15 protein-coding genes and 2 tRNA genes are annotated in these 18,217 nt (G+C 60.5%); 9 read left to right on the forward strand and 8 right to left on the reverse strand.

The window, feature by feature from the left end:
* Nucleotides 1-29: 29 nt before the first annotated feature.
* The 3 genes from ACESTR_RS11675 to ACESTR_RS11685 all read right to left on the reverse strand — a co-directional run bounded on the left by ACESTR_RS11675 (nucleotide 30) and on the right by ACESTR_RS11685 (nucleotide 1,649).
* Nucleotides 30-1,247 (reverse strand): site-specific integrase, encoded by a 1,218-nt coding sequence (locus tag ACESTR_RS11675; protein ID WP_256169415.1) that lies wholly within the window; start codon nucleotides 1,245-1,247, stop codon nucleotides 30-32.
* A gap of 117 nt (nucleotides 1,248-1,364) precedes the next feature.
* A tRNA-Val gene (locus ACESTR_RS11680) sits at nucleotides 1,365-1,439 on the reverse strand.
* A gap of 136 nt (nucleotides 1,440-1,575) precedes the next feature.
* Nucleotides 1,576-1,649: transfer RNA gene (locus tag ACESTR_RS11685), tRNA-Asn, on the reverse strand.
* Nucleotides 1,650-1,773: 124 nt separating this feature from the next.
* On the opposite strand from ACESTR_RS11685, the gene ACESTR_RS11690 reads away from it, so the two are divergent.
* The 5 genes from ACESTR_RS11690 to ACESTR_RS11710 all read left to right on the forward strand — a co-directional run bounded on the left by ACESTR_RS11690 (nucleotide 1,774) and on the right by ACESTR_RS11710 (nucleotide 6,808).
* Complete coding sequence (locus ACESTR_RS11690) at nucleotides 1,774-2,850, forward strand: DUF1573 domain-containing protein (protein WP_195559919.1); 1,077 nt, start codon at nucleotides 1,774-1,776, stop codon at nucleotides 2,848-2,850.
* A 58-nt stretch (nucleotides 2,851-2,908) separates the two neighbouring features.
* Nucleotides 2,909-3,793: a sulfide/dihydroorotate dehydrogenase-like FAD/NAD-binding protein gene (locus ACESTR_RS11695; RefSeq protein ID WP_279064627.1), complete on the forward strand. Its 885-nt coding sequence runs from the start codon at nucleotides 2,909-2,911 to the stop codon at nucleotides 3,791-3,793.
* Nucleotides 3,794-3,850: 57 nt separating this feature from the next.
* Complete coding sequence (gltA, locus tag ACESTR_RS11700; RefSeq protein WP_279066492.1) at nucleotides 3,851-5,236, forward strand: NADPH-dependent glutamate synthase; 1,386 nt, start codon at nucleotides 3,851-3,853, stop codon at nucleotides 5,234-5,236.
* Nucleotides 5,237-5,256: 20 nt separating this feature from the next.
* The gene (locus tag ACESTR_RS11705) at nucleotides 5,257-5,823 is read left to right on the forward strand and encodes a lipocalin family protein (protein ID WP_014774906.1); all 567 of its coding nucleotides are present in this window, start codon (nucleotides 5,257-5,259) and stop codon (nucleotides 5,821-5,823) included.
* Nucleotides 5,824-5,959: 136 nt separating this feature from the next.
* Nucleotides 5,960-6,808, forward strand: coding sequence for a phosphodiester glycosidase family protein (locus ACESTR_RS11710; RefSeq protein ID WP_014774907.1), 849 nt, complete (start codon nucleotides 5,960-5,962; stop codon nucleotides 6,806-6,808).
* 346 nt (nucleotides 6,809-7,154) lie between these two features.
* Here the strand turns inward: ACESTR_RS11710 and ACESTR_RS11715 are convergent, their stop codons facing one another.
* A complete protein-coding gene (locus tag ACESTR_RS11715) occupies nucleotides 7,155-8,180 on the reverse strand; it encodes a glycosyltransferase family 9 protein (RefSeq protein WP_009599065.1) in 1,026 nt (341 codons plus the stop codon).
* Entirely contained in the window at nucleotides 8,164-8,769 is a 606-nt protein-coding gene (locus ACESTR_RS11720; RefSeq protein ID WP_009599048.1) for a DUF4254 domain-containing protein, read from the reverse strand. Before ACESTR_RS11720 ends, ACESTR_RS11715 begins: the two co-directional genes overlap by 17 nt.
* A gap of 75 nt (nucleotides 8,770-8,844) precedes the next feature.
* Here ACESTR_RS11720 and ACESTR_RS11725 point away from each other — a divergent pair, with 75 nt between their 5' ends.
* Genes ACESTR_RS11725 through ACESTR_RS11740 form a run of 4 tightly spaced genes read left to right on the forward strand, consistent with a single transcriptional unit; the run spans nucleotide 8,845 to nucleotide 13,212 of the window.
* Complete coding sequence (locus ACESTR_RS11725) at nucleotides 8,845-9,852, forward strand: glucosaminidase domain-containing protein (protein ID WP_373179311.1); 1,008 nt, start codon at nucleotides 8,845-8,847, stop codon at nucleotides 9,850-9,852.
* Between the two features lie 15 nt (nucleotides 9,853-9,867).
* Nucleotides 9,868-10,554: a hypothetical protein gene (locus tag ACESTR_RS11730; RefSeq protein WP_009599067.1), complete on the forward strand. Its 687-nt coding sequence runs from the start codon at nucleotides 9,868-9,870 to the stop codon at nucleotides 10,552-10,554.
* Nucleotides 10,555-10,567: 13 nt separating this feature from the next.
* Nucleotides 10,568-12,703 (forward strand): S9 family peptidase, encoded by a 2,136-nt coding sequence (locus tag ACESTR_RS11735; RefSeq protein WP_227042797.1) that lies wholly within the window; start codon nucleotides 10,568-10,570, stop codon nucleotides 12,701-12,703.
* Between the two features lie 11 nt (nucleotides 12,704-12,714).
* Nucleotides 12,715-13,212, forward strand: a complete 498-nt coding sequence (locus ACESTR_RS11740; RefSeq protein ID WP_014774910.1) for a methylated-DNA--[protein]-cysteine S-methyltransferase — start codon at nucleotides 12,715-12,717, stop codon at nucleotides 13,210-13,212.
* 176 nt (nucleotides 13,213-13,388) lie between these two features.
* On the opposite strand, the gene ACESTR_RS11745 is transcribed toward ACESTR_RS11740, so the two are convergent.
* The 3 genes from ACESTR_RS11745 to nuoL are packed head-to-tail and all read right to left on the reverse strand — an operon-like array spanning nucleotide 13,389 to nucleotide 18,212.
* Nucleotides 13,389-14,816: an NADH-quinone oxidoreductase subunit N gene (locus ACESTR_RS11745; protein WP_373179312.1), complete on the reverse strand. Its 1,428-nt coding sequence runs from the start codon at nucleotides 14,814-14,816 to the stop codon at nucleotides 13,389-13,391.
* Between the two features lie 6 nt (nucleotides 14,817-14,822).
* The gene (locus tag ACESTR_RS11750) at nucleotides 14,823-16,307 is read right to left on the reverse strand and encodes a NuoM family protein (protein WP_217729324.1); all 1,485 of its coding nucleotides are present in this window, start codon (nucleotides 16,305-16,307) and stop codon (nucleotides 14,823-14,825) included.
* Nucleotides 16,308-16,319: 12 nt separating this feature from the next.
* A complete protein-coding gene (gene nuoL / locus ACESTR_RS11755; RefSeq protein WP_315975953.1) occupies nucleotides 16,320-18,212 on the reverse strand; it encodes an NADH-quinone oxidoreductase subunit L in 1,893 nt (630 codons plus the stop codon).
* Nucleotides 18,213-18,217: the final 5 nt, after the last annotated feature.

Consider the following 18,217-nt stretch of genomic DNA (forward strand, 5'->3'; position numbering starts at 1 on the left):
CGTATATTCGTCGGAGTGCCCTTTTTCGTTCACAATAGATTCTGCATCGCCGCGTCGATTTGGCTGTTCTCGAAACTATCCAAATAGATTTGGGTGGTCGATAAATCGGAATGTCCCAACGATTCGGAAATGATGGCAATATTCACTCCCGACCTTTTCAGCACGGTGGCGAACGTATGCCGAGCGACATAGGTAGTCAGATGTTCGATGCCAACCCGTTGTCCGATTTTACGTAACCAACGATTCGTGTTCGTCAGCACCTTATGCGTTCGGTCATATCTCTGCTGCTCCGTCCTATGCACACGACGGTCGAGTATCGGAAAAATATAATCTTCATCCGTCTGTCCTTGACGCTGGTATTGGACAATGATATTCCGCATTTCTTCCGTCAGCAGAAAATTGATAGGCTTACCCGTTTTCTTGCGAACGTATTGCACCCGACCGTCCCGTACATTCCCGTATTTCAGCAGGGCGATGTCTGCAAAGTTAATCCCTGCTCCGAAATAGCTGAACACGAAAATATCACGCGCCAATCGTTCGGAGGGATAGCCTTGCGACAAGTCGAGTGCAATAACCTTGCGCACGTCCTCTTTCGTAATGGCCCGTTTCTTCGTCCGCGTATCGAATTTGCTGACTTTATAGGCATCGAACGGGTAATAGTCCCGTTTCACCAACTGCAATTCTACCGCCTTGTTGAACACGCTACGCAACGTTCGAAAGAGTTGGCTAATGGTCGTATCACCGCAACCGCTCGTCCGTAACCAATTCTCGTAACGACGCAACCACACGGCGTCAATGTCGCTGAACGGAATTTGCAACCGCTGCCCCGTGAATTTCAGCAACGATGTACGGGAGTATTTGTAAACGCCTGCATTGCCGAGTTTACCGCCGCGTTTCATGTCGTCAATCAGTTTATCGTACAATTCGACCACCGTAGCGCAACGGACTTGGTTATAAAAATGGGACACGAGCGTTTCCACCGTGTATTCACGTTGCTGGGAGGTCATTTCGACAATCAAATCGTTGTATTCCGCCGTTTTTGCGGCTATCAGCCGTTCGATTTGCTCCTTGTTGGGACAATTCCGTTTGGGCTTGCCTTTCTCGAAATCCCAAAATTTTTCGTGCAGGGAAAGGCCGAGCGAAACGTATTTGCGTTTGCGGTCTTTCGTAACTCGGAGCATTAAAGGAAGCGTTCCGTCTTTGAGAGGTTTGTACTTGTAACAAATGACCTCAATGTTTGCTTTCATGCGTCATTTCGGTTGACACATTGGTTAACACAAACGGGCAAAAAACGTGTAAACCGACCACGGAGGCACACAAAATAAAAACGACCTACATTGCTGTAAGTCGTTGATTTTCAATTGTGGGAGCTGAGGGATTCGAACCCCCGACCCTCTGCTTGTAAGGCAGACGCTCTGAACCAGCTGAGCTAAGCTCCCGTTAAAAATGGCTTGGGACTGCAAAGGTAATTCAATTTTCAGGAACTCCAAATTTTTCAGCAAAATTTTTCATTCTCTTTTCATCACCTCTTTGCAGGCGTTTTTGAAAGAACCTTACGCAACCCTCGCGCATCTGCGCCTGAACAAGGACTTGAACCTAGGACCCCATGATTAACAGTCATGTGCTCTAACCAACTGAGCTATTCAGGCATTTGAAACTCGTTGTTTAACCGTTTCGGAGTGCAAATATATAGCAAAATTTCATTCCCGCAAAATTATTGCACGATTTTTTCACAAAAAATGTACCTTTGCAAAACCGACATCCATACGCACCATGACGATACGACGACATATCTCACTCATAATCTTGGCCCTTTGCGCCTTGACGGCGCCGGCGCACGCCCAGTTGATTTTCACCCCCGATTCATGGGACTTCGGTACGATTTCCGAAACCGACGGCCGCGTAAGCCACACGTTCACGGGCGAGAACCGCTCCGACAAACCCGTCGTAATCCTCGACGTGGTGACCACCTGCGGCTGCACGGTGCCCGAATTCACCAAACGGCCGATCCGTCCGGGCGAGAAAACGACAATCAAAGTAACGTTCGACCCGACCAACCGCCCCGGCGCCTTCACCAAAGAGCTGGGCGTCTACTCCTCCGAGCGGCGCAAGATCGCAACGCTCACCGTGCGCGGTTCCGTCACTCCGCGCACCAAAACCACCGAAGAGCTCTATCCGGTCGATGCGGGCGGCGGTCTGCGGCTTGCTTCGACGCTCTGCACCTTCTCCTATATCCGCGAGGGACAGCAGGTCCAGTCTGCCATCGGCTGCATCAACACGTCGAACCGCCCGGTCCGTCTGGAACTGCATCCCAAGGAGTCGAGCGGCCTGCTCGCCGCCGACTACCCGCGCGAACTCGCCCCCGGCCAGACCGCCGAAATCAACCTCATGTACCTCAACCCGGAGGGCGCACCCCGCTACGGTTCGCTGCGCGACGCGCTGGAGGTGCGGGCCGACGGCCGCGGCAACGGAACGCTGATCGTGGCCCACGGCATCGGTATCGACAAGTCCCCGGCCGACGCCCGACGGACGCCGAAAGTGCAGATAACCGAAAATATTATTAAATTTGGCCCGGTAAAACACAACGCACCCCAACAGCAGCGCACCTTCACGCTCACCAACACGGGCGACGGCGAGCTGATCGTCCGCGCCGTGGAGACGGGCGGCAAGGTCGCGACGACGCTCACGCCGGGACAGCGCATCCCTGCCGGCAGTTCGTTCACGGCCAAGGCGACGCTCGACCCCGGCAGACAGGAATACGGCGTAGTGACCGATTTCGTGACGATCATAACCAACGATCCCACGCGCCCGATGCGGCGGCTGCGGGCGACGGCGATCGTCGAAGACTAAAGATACGACAATGCGGCTTTACCGCGCAGGCGGATAAAAGCCGGAAACCCATTTATAAATGTACCCGATACTTGAAAAAAGACTCCTCGCAGAGGGCATCTGGCTGATGAAAGTCCTCGCACCGCGCGTCGCACGCTCGGCCCGGCCGGGACAGTTCATCATCGTCCGCGCCGATGAACACGGCGAACGCATTCCGCTCACGATCTCCGACTTCGACGCCGAAGAGGGCAGCGTCACCATCGTAACGCAGGCCATCGGCGCTTCGACGCGCAAAATCTGTTCGCTCGAAGCGGGCGAAGCGTTCGCCGACTTCGCAGGCCCGCTCGGCCACCCCTCCGAATTCGTCGAAATGCCGCTCGACGAACTCCGCAAGCGGCATTACCTCTTCGTCGCAGGCGGCGTGGGCACCGCCCCGGTCTATCCTCAGGTCAAATGGCTCAAGGAACACGGCGTCAAGGCCGACGTGATCATCGGCGCCAAGACCCGCGACATGCTCATTTACACCGACGCGATGCGCGCCGTGGCCGAAAACCTCCATATCGCCACCGACGACGGCTCCGAAGGCTTCAAAGGGCTTGTTACGCAGGTGATCGACGAACTGATCGGAAAGCAGGGCCGACATTACGACGAATGCGTGGCCATCGGTCCGATGATCATGATGAAGTTCGTGGCCCTCACGACGAAGAAATACGCGCTGAAAACGACCGTCTCGCTCAATGCACTGATGGTCGATGGAACGGGCATGTGCGGCGCCTGCCGCGTGACGGTGGCAGGCAGGACGCGCTTCACGTGCGTCGAAGGCCCCGAATTCGACGGCCACGAAGTCGATTTCGACGAAGCGATGCGCCGTCAGGGCATGTACTGCACGCAGGAACAGCGCGCCGCGGCCATCGAAGCCGAGCGTCAAGCCGGACACCAATGTAAAATAGGACTGGACAAATAAACGCACGGCGGAGCCGGCACGCCGCTCCGCCTACACCCCCAAAAGCATACGACTACAATGGCAAACAAGATACCGCGCGTCCCCGTGCGCGAACAAGACCCGAAAGTACGTGCGACCAACTTCGAGGAGGTCTGCTACGGCTACGACCTCGAAGAGGCGGCGCTCGAAGCGTCGCGCTGCCTGCAATGCAAGAATCCCCGCTGCGTAGCGGCCTGTCCGGTCAATATCCGCATCCCGGACTTTATCGGAGCCTTGCACCGGGGCGAGCTGCAGCAAGCGGCCGACATCATCGCCGAAGACAGTTCGCTGCCTTCGATCTGCGGCCGCGTCTGCCCGCAGGAATCGCAGTGCGAAGGCTCCTGCATTCTGGGCATCAAGAGCGAACCGGTCGCCATCGGCAAACTCGAACGTTTCGTAGGCGACTGGAAACTCGAACACGGGGCCGCGGCGTCCCGCACCGCACCGCGCAACGGCCGCAGAGTCGCCGTCATCGGCAGCGGCCCGGCAGGACTGGCCTGCGCCAGCGACCTTGCGAAAATGGGTTACGGAGTCAAGATATTCGAAGCCCTGCACAAGGTGGGAGGCGTACTGGTCTACGGCATTCCCGAATTCCGTCTGCCCAAACAACGCATCGTGGCGCGCGAGATCGCCGAAGTCGAGCGGCTCGGCGTGGAGATCGAAACCGATGTCATCGTGGGCCGCACCGTCACCGTCGATTCGCTGCTCGGCGAGGAGGGGTACGACGCCGTATTCATCGGCTCCGGCGCGGGACTTCCCCGCTTCATGGGCATTCCGGGCGAGAACCTCAACGGCGTGGTTTCGGCCAACGAATTCCTGACGCGCGCCAACCTGATGCGCGCCTACGACGACACGTACGACACCCCGATCTACGTCGGCAAGCGTGTGGTCGTGGTCGGCGGCGGCAACGTGGCGATGGATGCCGTGCGCACGGCCAAACGGCTGGGCGCCGAGGCGACGATCGTCTACCGCCGCAGCGAAAAGGAGCTTCCGGCACGTGTCGAGGAGGTCCATCACGCCAAGCAGGAGGGCATCTGCTTCCGCATGCTCACCAACCCCGCGGAGGTCCTCGGCGACGAGCGCGGCTGGGTCACCGGCATCCGGTGCGTGGAGATGGAGCTGGGCGAACCCGACCAGAGCGGCCGCCGCTCGCCCGTAGTGAAGCCCGGCTCAGAATTCGACATCGCCTGCGACGTGGTCATCATGGCGCTGGGCACCTCGCCCAATCCCCTGCTGGCCGCCACGACCGCAGGACTGGAGACCGACCGCCGCGGCTGCATCACGGCCGACGGGCAGGGCGCCACGTCGCGCGAAGGGGTCTTCGCGGGCGGCGACGCCGTAACCGGCGCCGCGACCGTCATCCTCGCCATGGGCGCAGGCCGCACAGCGGCACGGGCCATCGACGAATACCTCAGAAAGCGTTAAACATAAATATCTCACAAGCAATGAAAAGCATCAAGATCATGGCCGCCGCCATCGCTTTGTGCGGCATGACTGCCTGCGGCGACAACACGCCCAAAACCTTTACCGGCTTCATCACCGATGCGTCGATGAACACCGTAACCGTCGAGAACGCCGAAGGGACCTTCACCTTCTCGACTATGGACGCCGACAAGAGCGAAGCCAACGGCCTGCTGCTCGGCGCCCCGGTCGTCGTGGACTACAAAGGCAAGCTGGAGGACGGCGCCGCAGCCGCTAAAGTCGCCACCGACCCGACCTATGCCGAAGCCGTCGGCAAATGGACCATGCCCGACCCCATCAACCCCGAAGGCGTAATGGGCATCGACATCCTGATCGAAGGTCAGGCCCAGTCGATCAACATGGCCACGCTGCGCTACACCTCGTGGGAGCTGCAGGGCGAAGCCGGCAAAATCCTGCTCAAAGGCCAAAGCGTCGGCAACGGCCAGACCATCGACTTCACCGAGACGGGTATCATCGCCAAGGACGCCGACGGCGTATACACGCTGACCATCGAGGGCAACAAGACGGTTTACACCAAAGCGACCAAATAGCAAGGCCGCTTTACGCAGCCAAAGCATATCCCCGGCCCCGAAAAGGCCGGGGATTTTTCACGCGTCCCGACGGCGGCCGCAATTTGGCGAACCGATTTAAATTCTTAAATTTGTATCCGCCAATTCTACCTAAGCCATGACTAAATTACTTGCGGGAGCCTTCCTGCTCCTCTTTTCTTTTGCGGCCGCGGCCCAGACACCCGAAGACTCGGTCGCTTTCGCCGGCGCCCGCTGGCAGATCACGCCCCTCGCGGCGGGCGCCGAATGCCGCCGCGCCCAGATCGACATGTTCGATTCGCGGCAGACCGTCTCGGTGGTCGCCTACCCCGCCCGTAATTTCACGACGGAAATCATACAGCTCGACGGCAAAGCATCCCCCACGAGCGAGCTGGGCAAAGCCGCCGGAGCCGACGCCGCCCTGAACGGCAGCTACTTCAACATGAAGACGCTCGCCCCCGTAACCTTCGTACTGATCGACAAGCAGATTCTGGGCCGGACGACTCCCGGTGAGACGATGCGCACCAACGGCGTCATCGCTTTGCGCGACAAACGCGGCCGCAAAATGGACATTCTCCGCTGCGACACGACCCAATACTCCCGCATCGCCCGCCGTTACCGCTCGGCGCTGGCCGCAGGTCCGATGCTGGTCCGCGACGGCCGGAGCGTCGAATACGACTCCGAAGACAGCTTCTACGCCCGCCGCCATCCCCGCACGCTGATCGGCAAACGGGCCGACGGCACGGTCGTCATGGCCGTCATCGACGGCCGCTTCAAGGGCGAAGCCGACGGCGCAACCATCGCCGAAACAGCCTACATCGCCCGTCAGCTGGGGCTCGTCGATGCGCTGAACCTCGACGGCGGCGGTTCCTCGACGCTCTGGACAGCGCAGGAAGGCATCCTCAACCACCCCTACGACAACAAACGTTTCGACCACGAAGGCGAGCGCGGCGTTCCCAACTGCATCGTGATCCGCCGCAACAAATAGCGCCGGGAAACCACCGCCCCTCCGGCGGGAAACGCAGCGCCGGGGAACAAAAAGCCGGGAAAGCGCCGATTATTATCGGCCGGAAACACAATACCGGGAATATAAAGCCGGAAAGGCACCGCCCCTCCGGCGGGAAACGCAGTGCCGGAAACACAAACCGGACAAAGCCGGTAAAAAGACCCGAACCGGTCCAAACAGCCGGTCTCAAAAGCCGGAAAAACAGCCGGTCCAAACAGCCGATAAAAAACGTGTCCACGCGACAAAGCCCGCCGGCTCCGCCGCGGCACACGCCCGGATACGAAAAAAGCCCCGGAATTTCCGGGGCTTTTCATATTCAGTCCTATTGTCATTTGCCGACGATCTCCTCAACCCGCTCCACGATCATGGCGGGCGTCACGGCATGCAGACAACGGTAATCTCCGTAACGGCACGGTTTATTTCCGAAGACCGAGCACGGGCGGCACTCCATATCGGCCTGCACGATGCCGCGCGGATCGCAGCCGTACCCGAAGAATCCCAGACCGGGATGCGTCGCACCCCATACCGACACCACGGGCGTCGCCACGAGTGAAGCCAAATGCATGACCAGCGAATCCATCGACACCACGCAATCCAGATTGGCGATCAGGTCGATCTCGCCCGCCATCTTAACCCGTCCGAACAGCGCCGTGACATTAGGATGAAGGCGCTCCATCTCCTGCGCGAATTCCGCCTCGGCACCCCCGCCGCTATGGATGAAAACCCGGTCATAACGCCCGGCAAGCAGGCGCACCGTCTCGCGGGCCAGCGGTTCGGGATAGGTCTTGCCCTGCTGCGCCGAGAAAGGGGCGAAACCGATCCACGTCCCCGTCTTTTCACCCATCGGACTGGGATGCTCGCGCCGCACGGCCGGCTTCGGATCGTCGAACACGAATCCCAGTTTCCGGAATACGTCGCAATAGCGGACGACTGTATGTTTCGCAGGTTTGACACCCCGGCCGCCGCGCCGGATAAATTCACCCTTCTCGTCCCGGCCCTTCCCGATGGCCGCGAAGGGAATACCGTGCAGCCGCAAAGCCGTGCGGAACGTCACCGAACGCAGCACGCCGTGCACGTCGGCCACGGCATCCGCCCCCAGCCGCCGCGCTTGGGCGGCCAGCCGCCATATGCCGCACAGCGAATGGTGGGCGCCCTTGACATCGACGTCCAGAAAACCGACGTCGAGGTCCGTGAAAAAGGCCCGGAACAGCGGTCGCGTGGCAACCGTGACCTGCAGATCGGGATATGCCCGCTTCAAGGCCCGCAGCGCATGCGCGAGCATCGCCACGTCCCCCATCGCCGAGGTCCGGTACACGATCAGATGACGCGGAAGCTTCTTACTTTTTCTGACCATAAAGAACCGGGTTCAACGCCGGATCATTATACATTTTCATCTGTTTGTAGGTCTTCATGTACTTGCGGCCCGCCTCGATGTCCTCGATCAGCTCTTCGATCGCTTTCGAAAGATCCGCCTGCTGCGCCAGCAGCACGTCGAGCTTCTTCCGGCACGCCGCGCGGTGGGCGTCGTCCACATCGGTACGCTCCGTCTCGCAGGCCATGTGGTAAATCTTGAGCGCCAGAATCGACAGCCGGTCGATGGCCCACGCCGGGGTCTCGGTATTGAGCCGAGCGCCGGGCAGGGGTTCTATCTCCCTGTATTTGTCGAGCAGGTACGAATCGACGTACTCCACCATGTCCGTACGCTCCTGATTGGACTTGTCGATGCGCCGTTTGATGGCCAGCGCGGCCACAGGGTCGATCTGCGGATCACGGATGATATCCTCAAGATGCCACTGCACGGTGTCGATCCAGTTCTTGTGATAGAGCAGGTGATCGATCGTTCCCGGCTCATAGGGATTCTCGACGGGGCGGTCCACATCGTCCCAGCGGTGATACTCTTCGATAACCCGGTTGAAAATGCGGTTTGCGTTTTCGGTAAACATAGTTCAGCAATATATTTTAATTGTAATTTTCGTGGGAAAATTATACCTTTGTCCGTATAAGATTAAACAAAGATAATGAATTTTTCCAAAAATGCAATACTGCTCGCTGGAATCCTCCTGACGGCATTCGGAAGCCTGCGGGCGCAGGTCCGCCAGACCCGCGAGGAGTATATCGACCGTTATAAATCCATCGCCGTGGCCCACATGGAGCGTTACGGCATCCCGGCCAGCATCACCATGGCGCAGGGCATCCTCGAATCCGACTGCGGCAACAGCCGTCTCTCGATAATGTCCAACAACCACTTCGGCATCAAGTGCAAACGCAACTGGACGGGCGAAAAAGTCTACCACGACGACGACGCCAAAGGCGAGTGCTTCCGCAGCTATCCCACGGTCGAAGCCTCGTACCAAGACCATGCCGAATTCCTCGACACGCAGCCCCGCTACGACTCGCTGTTCGCCTACTCCCCGACCGACTACAAAAGCTGGGCGCGGGGACTGAAGGCCGCCGGCTACGCCACGGCGCCCGACTATGCGCAGCGGCTCTGCCGCATCATCGAGGAGGCCCAGCTCTTCCTGCTGGACCAGCCCGACGGCGAGCGGCTCTACGCTTCGCGTTCGGGGCGCAAGATCACCGATCCCGAAGGCTGGTTCACCGACCAGACCAGCATGGAGCGCCCGGCCGACGGATCGTCGGCCGTCGATCCGGACAACTACCGCGTGACGATCAACGCCCACAACGGCTACAACGTCTATGCGACCAACGGCGTGCACTACGTGCTGGCCAAGGAGGGCGACACGTTCGAGAACATCGGGAAGAAATTCCGCATTTCGGCACGCAATCTGCGCAAGTTCAACGATCTGAAGGACAAGAAGGCCCAGCCGATGCCCCACGAGGTGGTCTACATCGAGCGCAAGAAAAAACGCTGGGAGGGCAACGCCCACACCCACACCTGCCGTCAGGGCGAAACGGCCTACGCCGTGGGGCAGTCGTACGCCATCCGCACCCGCTCGATCGAGAAGCTCAACAAGCTCAGGCCGGGCGACACGCTCGAACAGGGCCGCCAGATACGCATAAAGTAAAACACACGATACAGCATGGAAACCACACCGCTAAGAAGCAAGATCCTCGATACGATCATCCGCAAATCGACGCTCAAGCAACGGATTTTCGACAACACCTTCTCGGCCTTCAACGAGCTGAAGGAGACGCTGCTCGAAATGGCCTCGGAGCTGGACGACGAGCTGGACGGCAAACTCGACCGCCGTGTGCGGCTCGAATACCGCGACCGCGGCAAGTTCGAAGCCCAGCTGCAGGTGGCCAACGACATCCTGATATTCCAGATGCACACCGACATCTTCGAATTCGCCGCCGACCACCCGATCTGGCAGAATCCCTATGTGCAGGGCGACCGCGAAAACTCCTACTGCGGCCTGATCAACATCTACAACTTCCTCTCCGACTCGTTCAAGTTCAACCGCAACGCCGACGAAGGCTACCTCATCGGCCGCATCTTCATCAACCGCGAACGCCGCTACTTCGTCGAGGGCAAACAGCAGACCTCGATGCGGGCCGCGGAGTTCGGCAAAAGCGAAATCGGCCATGACGCGCTCATCGCCATCCTCGAAGAGGCGATCTGGTTCGCCCTGAACTTCGACCTGCTGATGCCGCCTTACGAGGACAACAAGCGCGTGACGGTCGATCAGTTCAACACCAAGATGGACAACTCGAAATTCGTCACGGGCAAGCGGCTCGGCTACGATTTCGAAGTGGAGGACATTTAAAACGGAATTTACATTGAAAGCATCGTTAATTACGCTCCTTGCGGCCGCACTGCTCGGAGCGGGCATCGTACAGGCCCAGAACGAATACGCCGAAATCGCCCGACTGCGGGGCATGAACCAGACCGTCCGCGGCATCCGCTCGATGGCCGACGGCGAGCACTACACCACGCTCGAAGGCAGCAACATCATCCGCCACAGCTACGCCGCGGCGGGACCGGGCGAGCGGATGCTCCCTTCGTCCGCGGCCAACCTGACGATCACCGACTACTCCTTCTCGCCCGACGAGCGGCAGATACTGATCGCTTCGGGGTCGAAGCCGATCTACCGCCACTCCTATACGACCAGCTATTTTCTGGCTGCGGGCAACAGCCTGACGCCCGTACTCCGGGAGGCCGAAGCCCCGCGCGACGCTTCGTTCTCGCCCGACAGCAGACTGATCGCCTATTCGGACCGCAACGACCTTTACGTTTACGACACCGCCGCCCGGCAGACGCGCCGCATCACCGACGACGGTGCGTGGAATTCGGTCATCAACGGCACGACCGACTGGGTTTACGAGGAGGAGTTCGGCTTCACGAAAGCCTATGCCTTTTCGCCCGACAGCCGCCGCATCGCCTACCTGCGCTTCGACGAATCTCAGGTGCCACTGATGGAGATGATGCGCTTCGACGGCAAGCTCTACAATCAGGCCTACTCGTTCAAATACCCCAAGGCCGGCGAACGCAATTCGACGGTCGAAGTGTGGGTCTGCGACCTCGCGACCGGCGCCAAAGAGCGCATCGACACGGGCCGCGAAACCGACCAGTACATCCCCCGCATCGGCTGGACCCCCGACGGGCGGCTCTACTTCTTCCGGCTCAACCGCCGCCAGAACACCTTCGAGGTGATTCTCTGCGAGCCTAACGGCGCCCAGCGGACGATCTACGACGAACGTTCGCAGCAGTACGTCGAGCGCGTGGACGACTCCTCGCTCACGTTCGTGGACAAAGACCGCTTCCTCGTACGGCAGGAGAGCCACACGGGATACATGCACCTCTACCTCTACAGCATCCGCCGGGGTTTCCTCGCGCAGGTGACCAAGGGCGACTGGGAGGTGACCGACGTCGCGGGCACCGACGGCAAGCGCGTGTGGTACCTCTCGACTGAGACCTCCCCCCTGCGCCGCAACCTCTACAGCGTGCGGCTCGACGGCACGCAGAAACGCCGCCTGACCACGGGCGAAGGCTTCTATACGATCGCGCCGAGCGCCGACATGAAATACTACATATCGACCTTCTCCAACGCCGCGACCCCCAACCGGGTCGAGATCTGCGACGGCGAGGGCAACCCGGTCCGCCTGCTGGCCGACAGCAAGGCCCTGCGCGATGAGCTGGCCGCCGCGAACCGCCCGCAAAAGGAGTTCTTCACCTTCGCCACCGAGCGCGGCGACACGCTCAACGCCTACATCGTCAAGCCCCGCGGCTTCGACCCTTCGCAACGCTACCCCGTCCTGCTGACGCAGTATTCGGGTCCCGGTTCGCAGTCGGTGCGCGACCGCTGGTCGCTCGACTGGGAGGACGCGCTGGCCGACAAGGGCTATATCGTGGTCTGCGCCGACGGACGCGGCACGGGTTTCCGGGGCGAGAAATTCAAGAAACAGACCTACGGACGGCTGGGCGCGCTCGAAGTCGAGGATCAGCTCTCGCTGGCCCGCTACATGGCGGCGCAGCCCTATGCCGACCCGGCGCGCATCGGCATCTACGGCTGGTCCTACGGCGGATTCATGGCCCTGAGCTGCGCGCTCAAAGGGCACGGACTGTTCAAAATGGCAATCGCCGTGGCGCCCGTCACTTCGTGGCGCTACTACGACTCGATCTACACCGAAATCTACAACAACCTGCCGCAGTACAACGCTTCGGGTTACGACGACAACTCGCCGCTCAACTTCGCCCGGATGCTCGACGACACCAAGACCCGCCTGCTGATCATCCACGGCACGGCCGACGACAACGTCCACTTCCAGAACACCGTCGAGATGACCCGCGCCCTGAACCGCTGCGGCAAGCAGTACGACATGATGGTCTACCCCGACCAGAACCACTCGATGCAGCCCCACGACACGGCGAACGTACGGCAGAAAATGATCCGCTACACGCTGGACAACCTTTAAAACGAGACGATATGGAACGGATGCTCTTCATCGAAACACCCGTCGGAAAACTCGGCATCACGGCTTCGGACGAAGCCGTCACCCGCATCTTCTTCGGCCGCGAATACCGCAACCGGCGCAGACCGCGCAACGCCCCGGAGACGTGTACGCCGGAGACGGCCGGTCCCCTGCTCCTGCAGGCGGCGGCCGAGCTGGCCGAATACTTCGCAGGAACGCGCCGCGAGTTCACCCTCCCGCTGGCGCCCGCCGGCACTCCATTCCAGCAAGCCGTGTGGGAGGCCCTGAGGACGATCCCTTACGGCGAGACCCGCACCTACGGCCAGATCGCGGCGCAGATCGGCCGCCCGACGGCCTGCCGCGCGGTAGGCATGGCCAACAACCGCAACCCGATCGCCATCGTCGTCCCCTGCCACCGCGTGGTCGGCAGCACGGGCGCACTGGTCGGCTATGCCGGAGGTCTGGGCGTGAAAACCCACCTGCTGAATCTCGAAAAAGCCCACGAAGACTGACGGCGCGACGGCCCCGGACAACGGCAGGCGACCGGCCTCAAGAAGCACACAAGACGGCCTCGGCCGGACAACTGAAACGGCGGCAGGCCCGCCGGCATTGCGCTGGCAAAAACTCATCCGCACGAAAAGAGGGCGGCATCCGCAGAAGATGCCGCCCTCTTTTTCCATTCACCCCGTCAAAGCCCGAACGCGAAAGCGTTTATACCGTCGTATACGGCGCTGACGACTCCCAGCAGCAGGACGCCCGCCATGCAGAGCGCAAGACTGATGCGGGTATAGCGGTCGCTGCGGAACGGCGCGACGGGCGCATCGTTCGGAGTGATATACATCGCCTTGACCACCAGCAGGTAGTAATAGAGCGAGATGACCGTATTGATCAGCGCGATGAACACCAGCAGGTGGAAGCCGCCTTTGAACGCCGCAGCGAAGACGAAGAACTTCGAGAAGAACCCGGCAAAGGGCGGAATCCCCGCCAGCGAGAAGAGCGCGAGGGTCATCATCACCGCCAGCTTGGGATTGGTGCGGTACAGCCCGTTGTAATCTTCGATCCCGACCTTGCCGCCGCTATGCTGCTCGACCGTCGAAACGACACCGAAAACCGCGAGGTTCGCGGCCATGTAAACCAGCACGTAGAAGACCAGCGAAGTCATGCCGAAGGCGCTCCCGCCGATCACGGCCAGCATGATGTAACCGGCCTGCGAGATGGACGAGAAGGCGAGGAAGCGTTTCAGGTCCTTCTGCCGGATGGCGAAGAGGTTCGCCACCGTGATCGACAGCACCGTCACGGCATAAAGCAGCGTCTGCCACTGCCCGATCATCGGCCCGAAGACCTTCATCAGCACGGTCATCAGCACGAACGCCGCCGAGCCTTTCGACACCACCGACAGGTAGGAGGTCACCGTCGTCGGCGCGCCCTGATAGGTGTCGGCGGTCCAGAGGTGGAACGGGACCAGCGAAATCTTGAACCCCAGCCCCGCGAAGAAGAAGACCATGGCCATGATCTGCAGCGGCGAACCCGTAATGCGCGCCGCCATATCGTCGAAATAGAGCGTCCCGGTCGTCCCGTAGAAGAACGAGATTCCATAGAGCATCAGCCCGCTGGCGAAGAGGGCGCAGAGGATGTACTTCGCACCCGCCTCGGCCGAATAACGCTTGTACTTGTCGAACGCCACCAGACAGGCCATCGGCACCGAAGCCAGCTCCATGCCGATAAAGAAAAGCAGGAAGTTGCCCGCGCCGACCATCAGATACATGCCCAGCAGCGTCGAGAGGGTCAGGATGTAGAACTCGCCCTGCTTGTGGGCCGTATCCCCGCGGCGCAGCCACGCATCGGCCTGCAGGAAGACGATCAGCGTCCCGACGGTCAGCACGCTCTTGACGACGGAGTGCATCGGCACGTACTGGAACATGCCCCCGAACACTTCGCCCGGAGTCCCCGGAACGACATTGACCGCGACCTGCAGCGCGAGCAGTCCGCAGGCGACGGCCGAAAACCGGCGGCGTCCCCGCTCCCCCGCGATCAGGTCATAGAGAAACAGCAGGACGATCACCGCGATGAGCGTCACTTCGGCCTGCATAGAGGTAAATATGTTGCTGTAATCCATAATCGCTTAACTCATTAATTGTGCAATGATGCCCGTCACGCTCTCCCGGATCATGTCACTCACCCACAGCGGCGCGAGACCCATGCCGGCGATGGCGGCGACGAGACAGACGACCGACAGCCGCTCGTCCCTCGTGGCGTCCGTCAGTTTGAGGTGGTGTTCGTCGGTGCAGGTGCCGTAAATAATTTTCCCCACCACCCGCAGGATGTAAACCGCCGTAATCACGATGCTCGTGCAGGCGATGATCGTCACGACGCGGTGGAACGTGTCGTCGTTCATGAACGCGCCGTTGAAGATGGTCATTTCGGCCACGAAGCCGCTCAGCCCCGGCAGTCCAAGGTTCGCAAGACCCGCGATGACGTACCCCACCGCAAGGAAGGGCATGACCTTCATCAGGCCGCTCAGCTCGCGGATGTCGCGCGTATGCGTACGGCCGTAAATCATGCCGATCAGGGCGAAGAAGAGGGCCGTCATCAGGCCGTGGCTCAGCATCTGCAGAATCGCTCCCGTTCCGGCCGTGGTGTTCATCATCAGAATGGCGAAGAGCACCAGCCCGCAGTGCGACACCGACGAATAGGCGTTGATGTATTTGAGGTCGGTCTGCACGCAGGCCGCCAAAGCCCCGTAGACGACCGAGATTGTCGTCAGGACGATGAATATCCAGCTCAGTTCGTGCGCCGCCTCAGGCATCAGGTACATCGCCACGCGGAAACAGCCGTAACCGCCCAGCTTCATCAGCACCCCGGCATGGAGCATCGAGACCGCCGTCGGAGCCGAAGCATGGCCGTCGGGACTCCACGTATGGAACGGGAACAGCGCGCCCAGCACGCCGAACCCGACAAAGACCAGCGGAAACCAGACATACTGCTGCGCGAGCGGAATGCTGTGCAACTGCGCGATTTCCAGAATATTCATCGTCGTCGCCCCGGCGCCGAAATAGATGCCCAGAATGCCGATCAGCAGCAGCGCCGAACCGCCCATGAGCATCAGCGTCAGCTTCATGGCGGCGTACTCCTTGCGGCCGCTGCCCCAGACGCCTATCAGCAGGTACATCGGGATCAGCGCCACCTCGTAGAACATGAACATCGTGAAGAGGTCCACCGAGATAAAGAACCCGAAAACGCCGACGCTCAGCAGGCAGAACCAGAGGAAGTACTCCTTGATCTGCGTTTGCATCCGCCACGAAGCGAACGTACCCGTAAATACGATGACGGCCGACAGCAGCAACATGGCGACCGAGATACCGTCCACGCCCACCGCATAGTGGATATCGAGCGGAGCGTACCACACATGGCTCGCGGTAAAGAGCATGGCGGCCGTCTCGCCCGCTTCGCGCAGGCCGAGGTAGCGCACCACCAGCACCGCCGCCAGCAACAGCAGCAGCGAAGAGCCCGCCACCATCACGGCACGGATCTGCCGCGTCGATTTCGACAGCCAAAGTCCCAGCATCATCAGCAGCGGAATGGCGGGAAACAAGGATAACATATTCATAATAACTTCAAATTAACGGATTAACAGCAGGATGATCGTAAAGCCCAGCGCCCCGCCGAGGAACCAGATGCAGTAACGCTGCACGCTGCCGCTCTGCATGTCGCGGATCGCGTACGCCGCGCCGCCGGCCGCCCTTGCCAGCAGATTCATAAAGCCGTCCACGACGTGGCGGTCGAACCACGCGATCGGGGTCGAAACAAAGCGGAAGATCACCTTGTGGGTGACGAACTGATAAACGTCGTCGATATAGAACCGGTTATAGGCCGCCCTGTGCAGGCCGCGGAACCGCAGGGCCAGCCGGTCGGCGACGGGCTGCCGCTCGCGCAGGTACATCCACGTCGCCAGCGCAATGCCCGCGGCAGCCACGCAAAGGCTCACGCCCGCCACGCGCCAGTCGATATGAATCGTGTAGGGCATGCCGTCGCTGCTGACGAACTTCCCGAACGGGATCGCGCCCCCGACGAGCGTCACCGCCGCCAAAAACACCAGCGGCAGGGTCATCGTCAGCGGAGCCTCATGCGGTTTGTGCGCGGCATGCAGTTCCCGGTTCTCGCGTCCCCAGAAGATATTGTAGTACAGGCGGAACATGTAGAACGCCGTCAGTCCGGCAATGGCGGTCATCAGCCACCCCATCGCGGGGCTGAACGCGAAGCAGGCCGTCAGAATCTCGTCCTTCGAGAAGAAACCGCTCAGGGGCCAGATGCCGGCAATGGCGAGACAGGCGACGAGGAACGTGGCGTGCGTCACGGGCATATACCTGCGCAGGCCGCCCATGGCCGACATTTCGTTGGAGTGGACGGCGTGGATGATACATCCGGCGCCGAGGAACAACAGGGCCTTGAACATGGCGTGCGTGAAGAGGTGGAACATCGAAGCCATGTACCCCAGCCCGCCCGCATGCGGATCGGCCGAGGTGCTGACGCCCAGCGCCACGATCATAAAACCGATCTGCGAAATGGTGCTGAACGCCAGCACGCGCTTGATATCGCTTTGGACGCAGGCCACCACGGCGGCGTACAGTGCCGTAAAGGCACCGATGTAGGCCGTCCAGTGGAGCACTTCGGGCGCATAGCCGATAAAGAGCGGGAACATGCGCGCCACGAGGTAGACGCCCGCCACGACCATCGTCGCGGCGTGGATCAGCGCCGACACGGGCGTCGGGCCTTCCATGGCGTCGGGCAGCCAGATGTGGAGCGGAAACATGGCGCTCTTGCCCGCGCCGCCGATGAACATCAGCCCCAGCGCCAGCGGGATCATCGTCCCCGCGGCGGCCAGCAGCCGCACCTCCGGCGTAAAGGAGAACGTCCCGGCGTAATAGCCGTAGAAGAGGATTCCGACGAGGAATCCCAGATCGGCGAAGCGCGTCACGATAAAGGCCTTCTTCGACGCGGCGACGGCCTCCCTCTTCGTATAGTAGAAGCCGATCAGCAGATAAGAGCTGACGCCCACCAGCTCCCAGAACAGGTACATCTGGAAAATATTGGTCGCCACCACAAGTCCCATCATACTCATCGTAAACAGCGACAGGAACGCATAGTAACGCTGGAAACCCCGTTCGCCCTTCATGTAGCCCAGCGAGTAGACATGCACCATCAGCGAGACGGTCGAGATCACCACGAGCATCATCACCGAAATCGGGTCCAGCAGGATGCCCATGTCGATATGCAGCGTACGGCTGATCGGCAGCCAGACCGTATTCCACGGAATCAGCGTCGGGAACGCCCCGGCGGCATCGCGCCCGGCCGTGAAGTATTCGAACGCCGTACAGTAACACAGCAGCGTCACCACACCCAGCACCGCCGTGCCGACGAGGCCCGCCGCCGCGGGCTTGAGCTTCATGCCGGCCAAGCCTAAGAAGAGGAAGCTCAGCAGGGGCAGCAGCAGAATCAGAATCGTATATTCCATAAGAG

The organism is Alistipes sp. DJF_B185, from assembly GCF_964250025.1.
GTDB classification, from domain to species: domain Bacteria; phylum Bacteroidota; class Bacteroidia; order Bacteroidales; family Rikenellaceae; genus Alistipes; species Alistipes finegoldii.

Coding starts and splice junctions, on each gene's coding strand:
- ACESTR_RS11675 (WP_256169415.1), bottom strand. CDS start 1,247: ATGAAAGCAAACATTGAGGTCATTTGTTACAAGTACAAACCTCTCAAA.
- ACESTR_RS11690 (WP_195559919.1), top strand. CDS start 1,774: ATGACGATACGACGACATATCTCACTCATAATCTTGGCCCTTTGCGCC.
- ACESTR_RS11695 (WP_279064627.1), top strand. CDS start 2,909: ATGTACCCGATACTTGAAAAAAGACTCCTCGCAGAGGGCATCTGGCTG.
- gltA (WP_279066492.1), top strand. CDS start 3,851: ATGGCAAACAAGATACCGCGCGTCCCCGTGCGCGAACAAGACCCGAAA.
- ACESTR_RS11705 (WP_014774906.1), top strand. CDS start 5,257: ATGAAAAGCATCAAGATCATGGCCGCCGCCATCGCTTTGTGCGGCATG.
- ACESTR_RS11710 (WP_014774907.1), top strand. CDS start 5,960: ATGACTAAATTACTTGCGGGAGCCTTCCTGCTCCTCTTTTCTTTTGCG.
- ACESTR_RS11715 (WP_009599065.1), bottom strand. CDS start 8,180: ATGGTCAGAAAAAGTAAGAAGCTTCCGCGTCATCTGATCGTGTACCGG.
- ACESTR_RS11720 (WP_009599048.1), bottom strand. CDS start 8,769: ATGTTTACCGAAAACGCAAACCGCATTTTCAACCGGGTTATCGAAGAG.
- ACESTR_RS11725 (WP_373179311.1), top strand. CDS start 8,845: ATGAATTTTTCCAAAAATGCAATACTGCTCGCTGGAATCCTCCTGACG.
- ACESTR_RS11730 (WP_009599067.1), top strand. CDS start 9,868: ATGGAAACCACACCGCTAAGAAGCAAGATCCTCGATACGATCATCCGC.
- ACESTR_RS11740 (WP_014774910.1), top strand. CDS start 12,715: ATGGAACGGATGCTCTTCATCGAAACACCCGTCGGAAAACTCGGCATC.
- ACESTR_RS11745 (WP_373179312.1), bottom strand. CDS start 14,816: ATGGATTACAGCAACATATTTACCTCTATGCAGGCCGAAGTGACGCTC.
- ACESTR_RS11750 (WP_217729324.1), bottom strand. CDS start 16,307: ATGAATATGTTATCCTTGTTTCCCGCCATTCCGCTGCTGATGATGCTG.
- nuoL (WP_315975953.1), bottom strand. CDS start 18,212: ATGGAATATACGATTCTGATTCTGCTGCTGCCCCTGCTGAGCTTCCTC.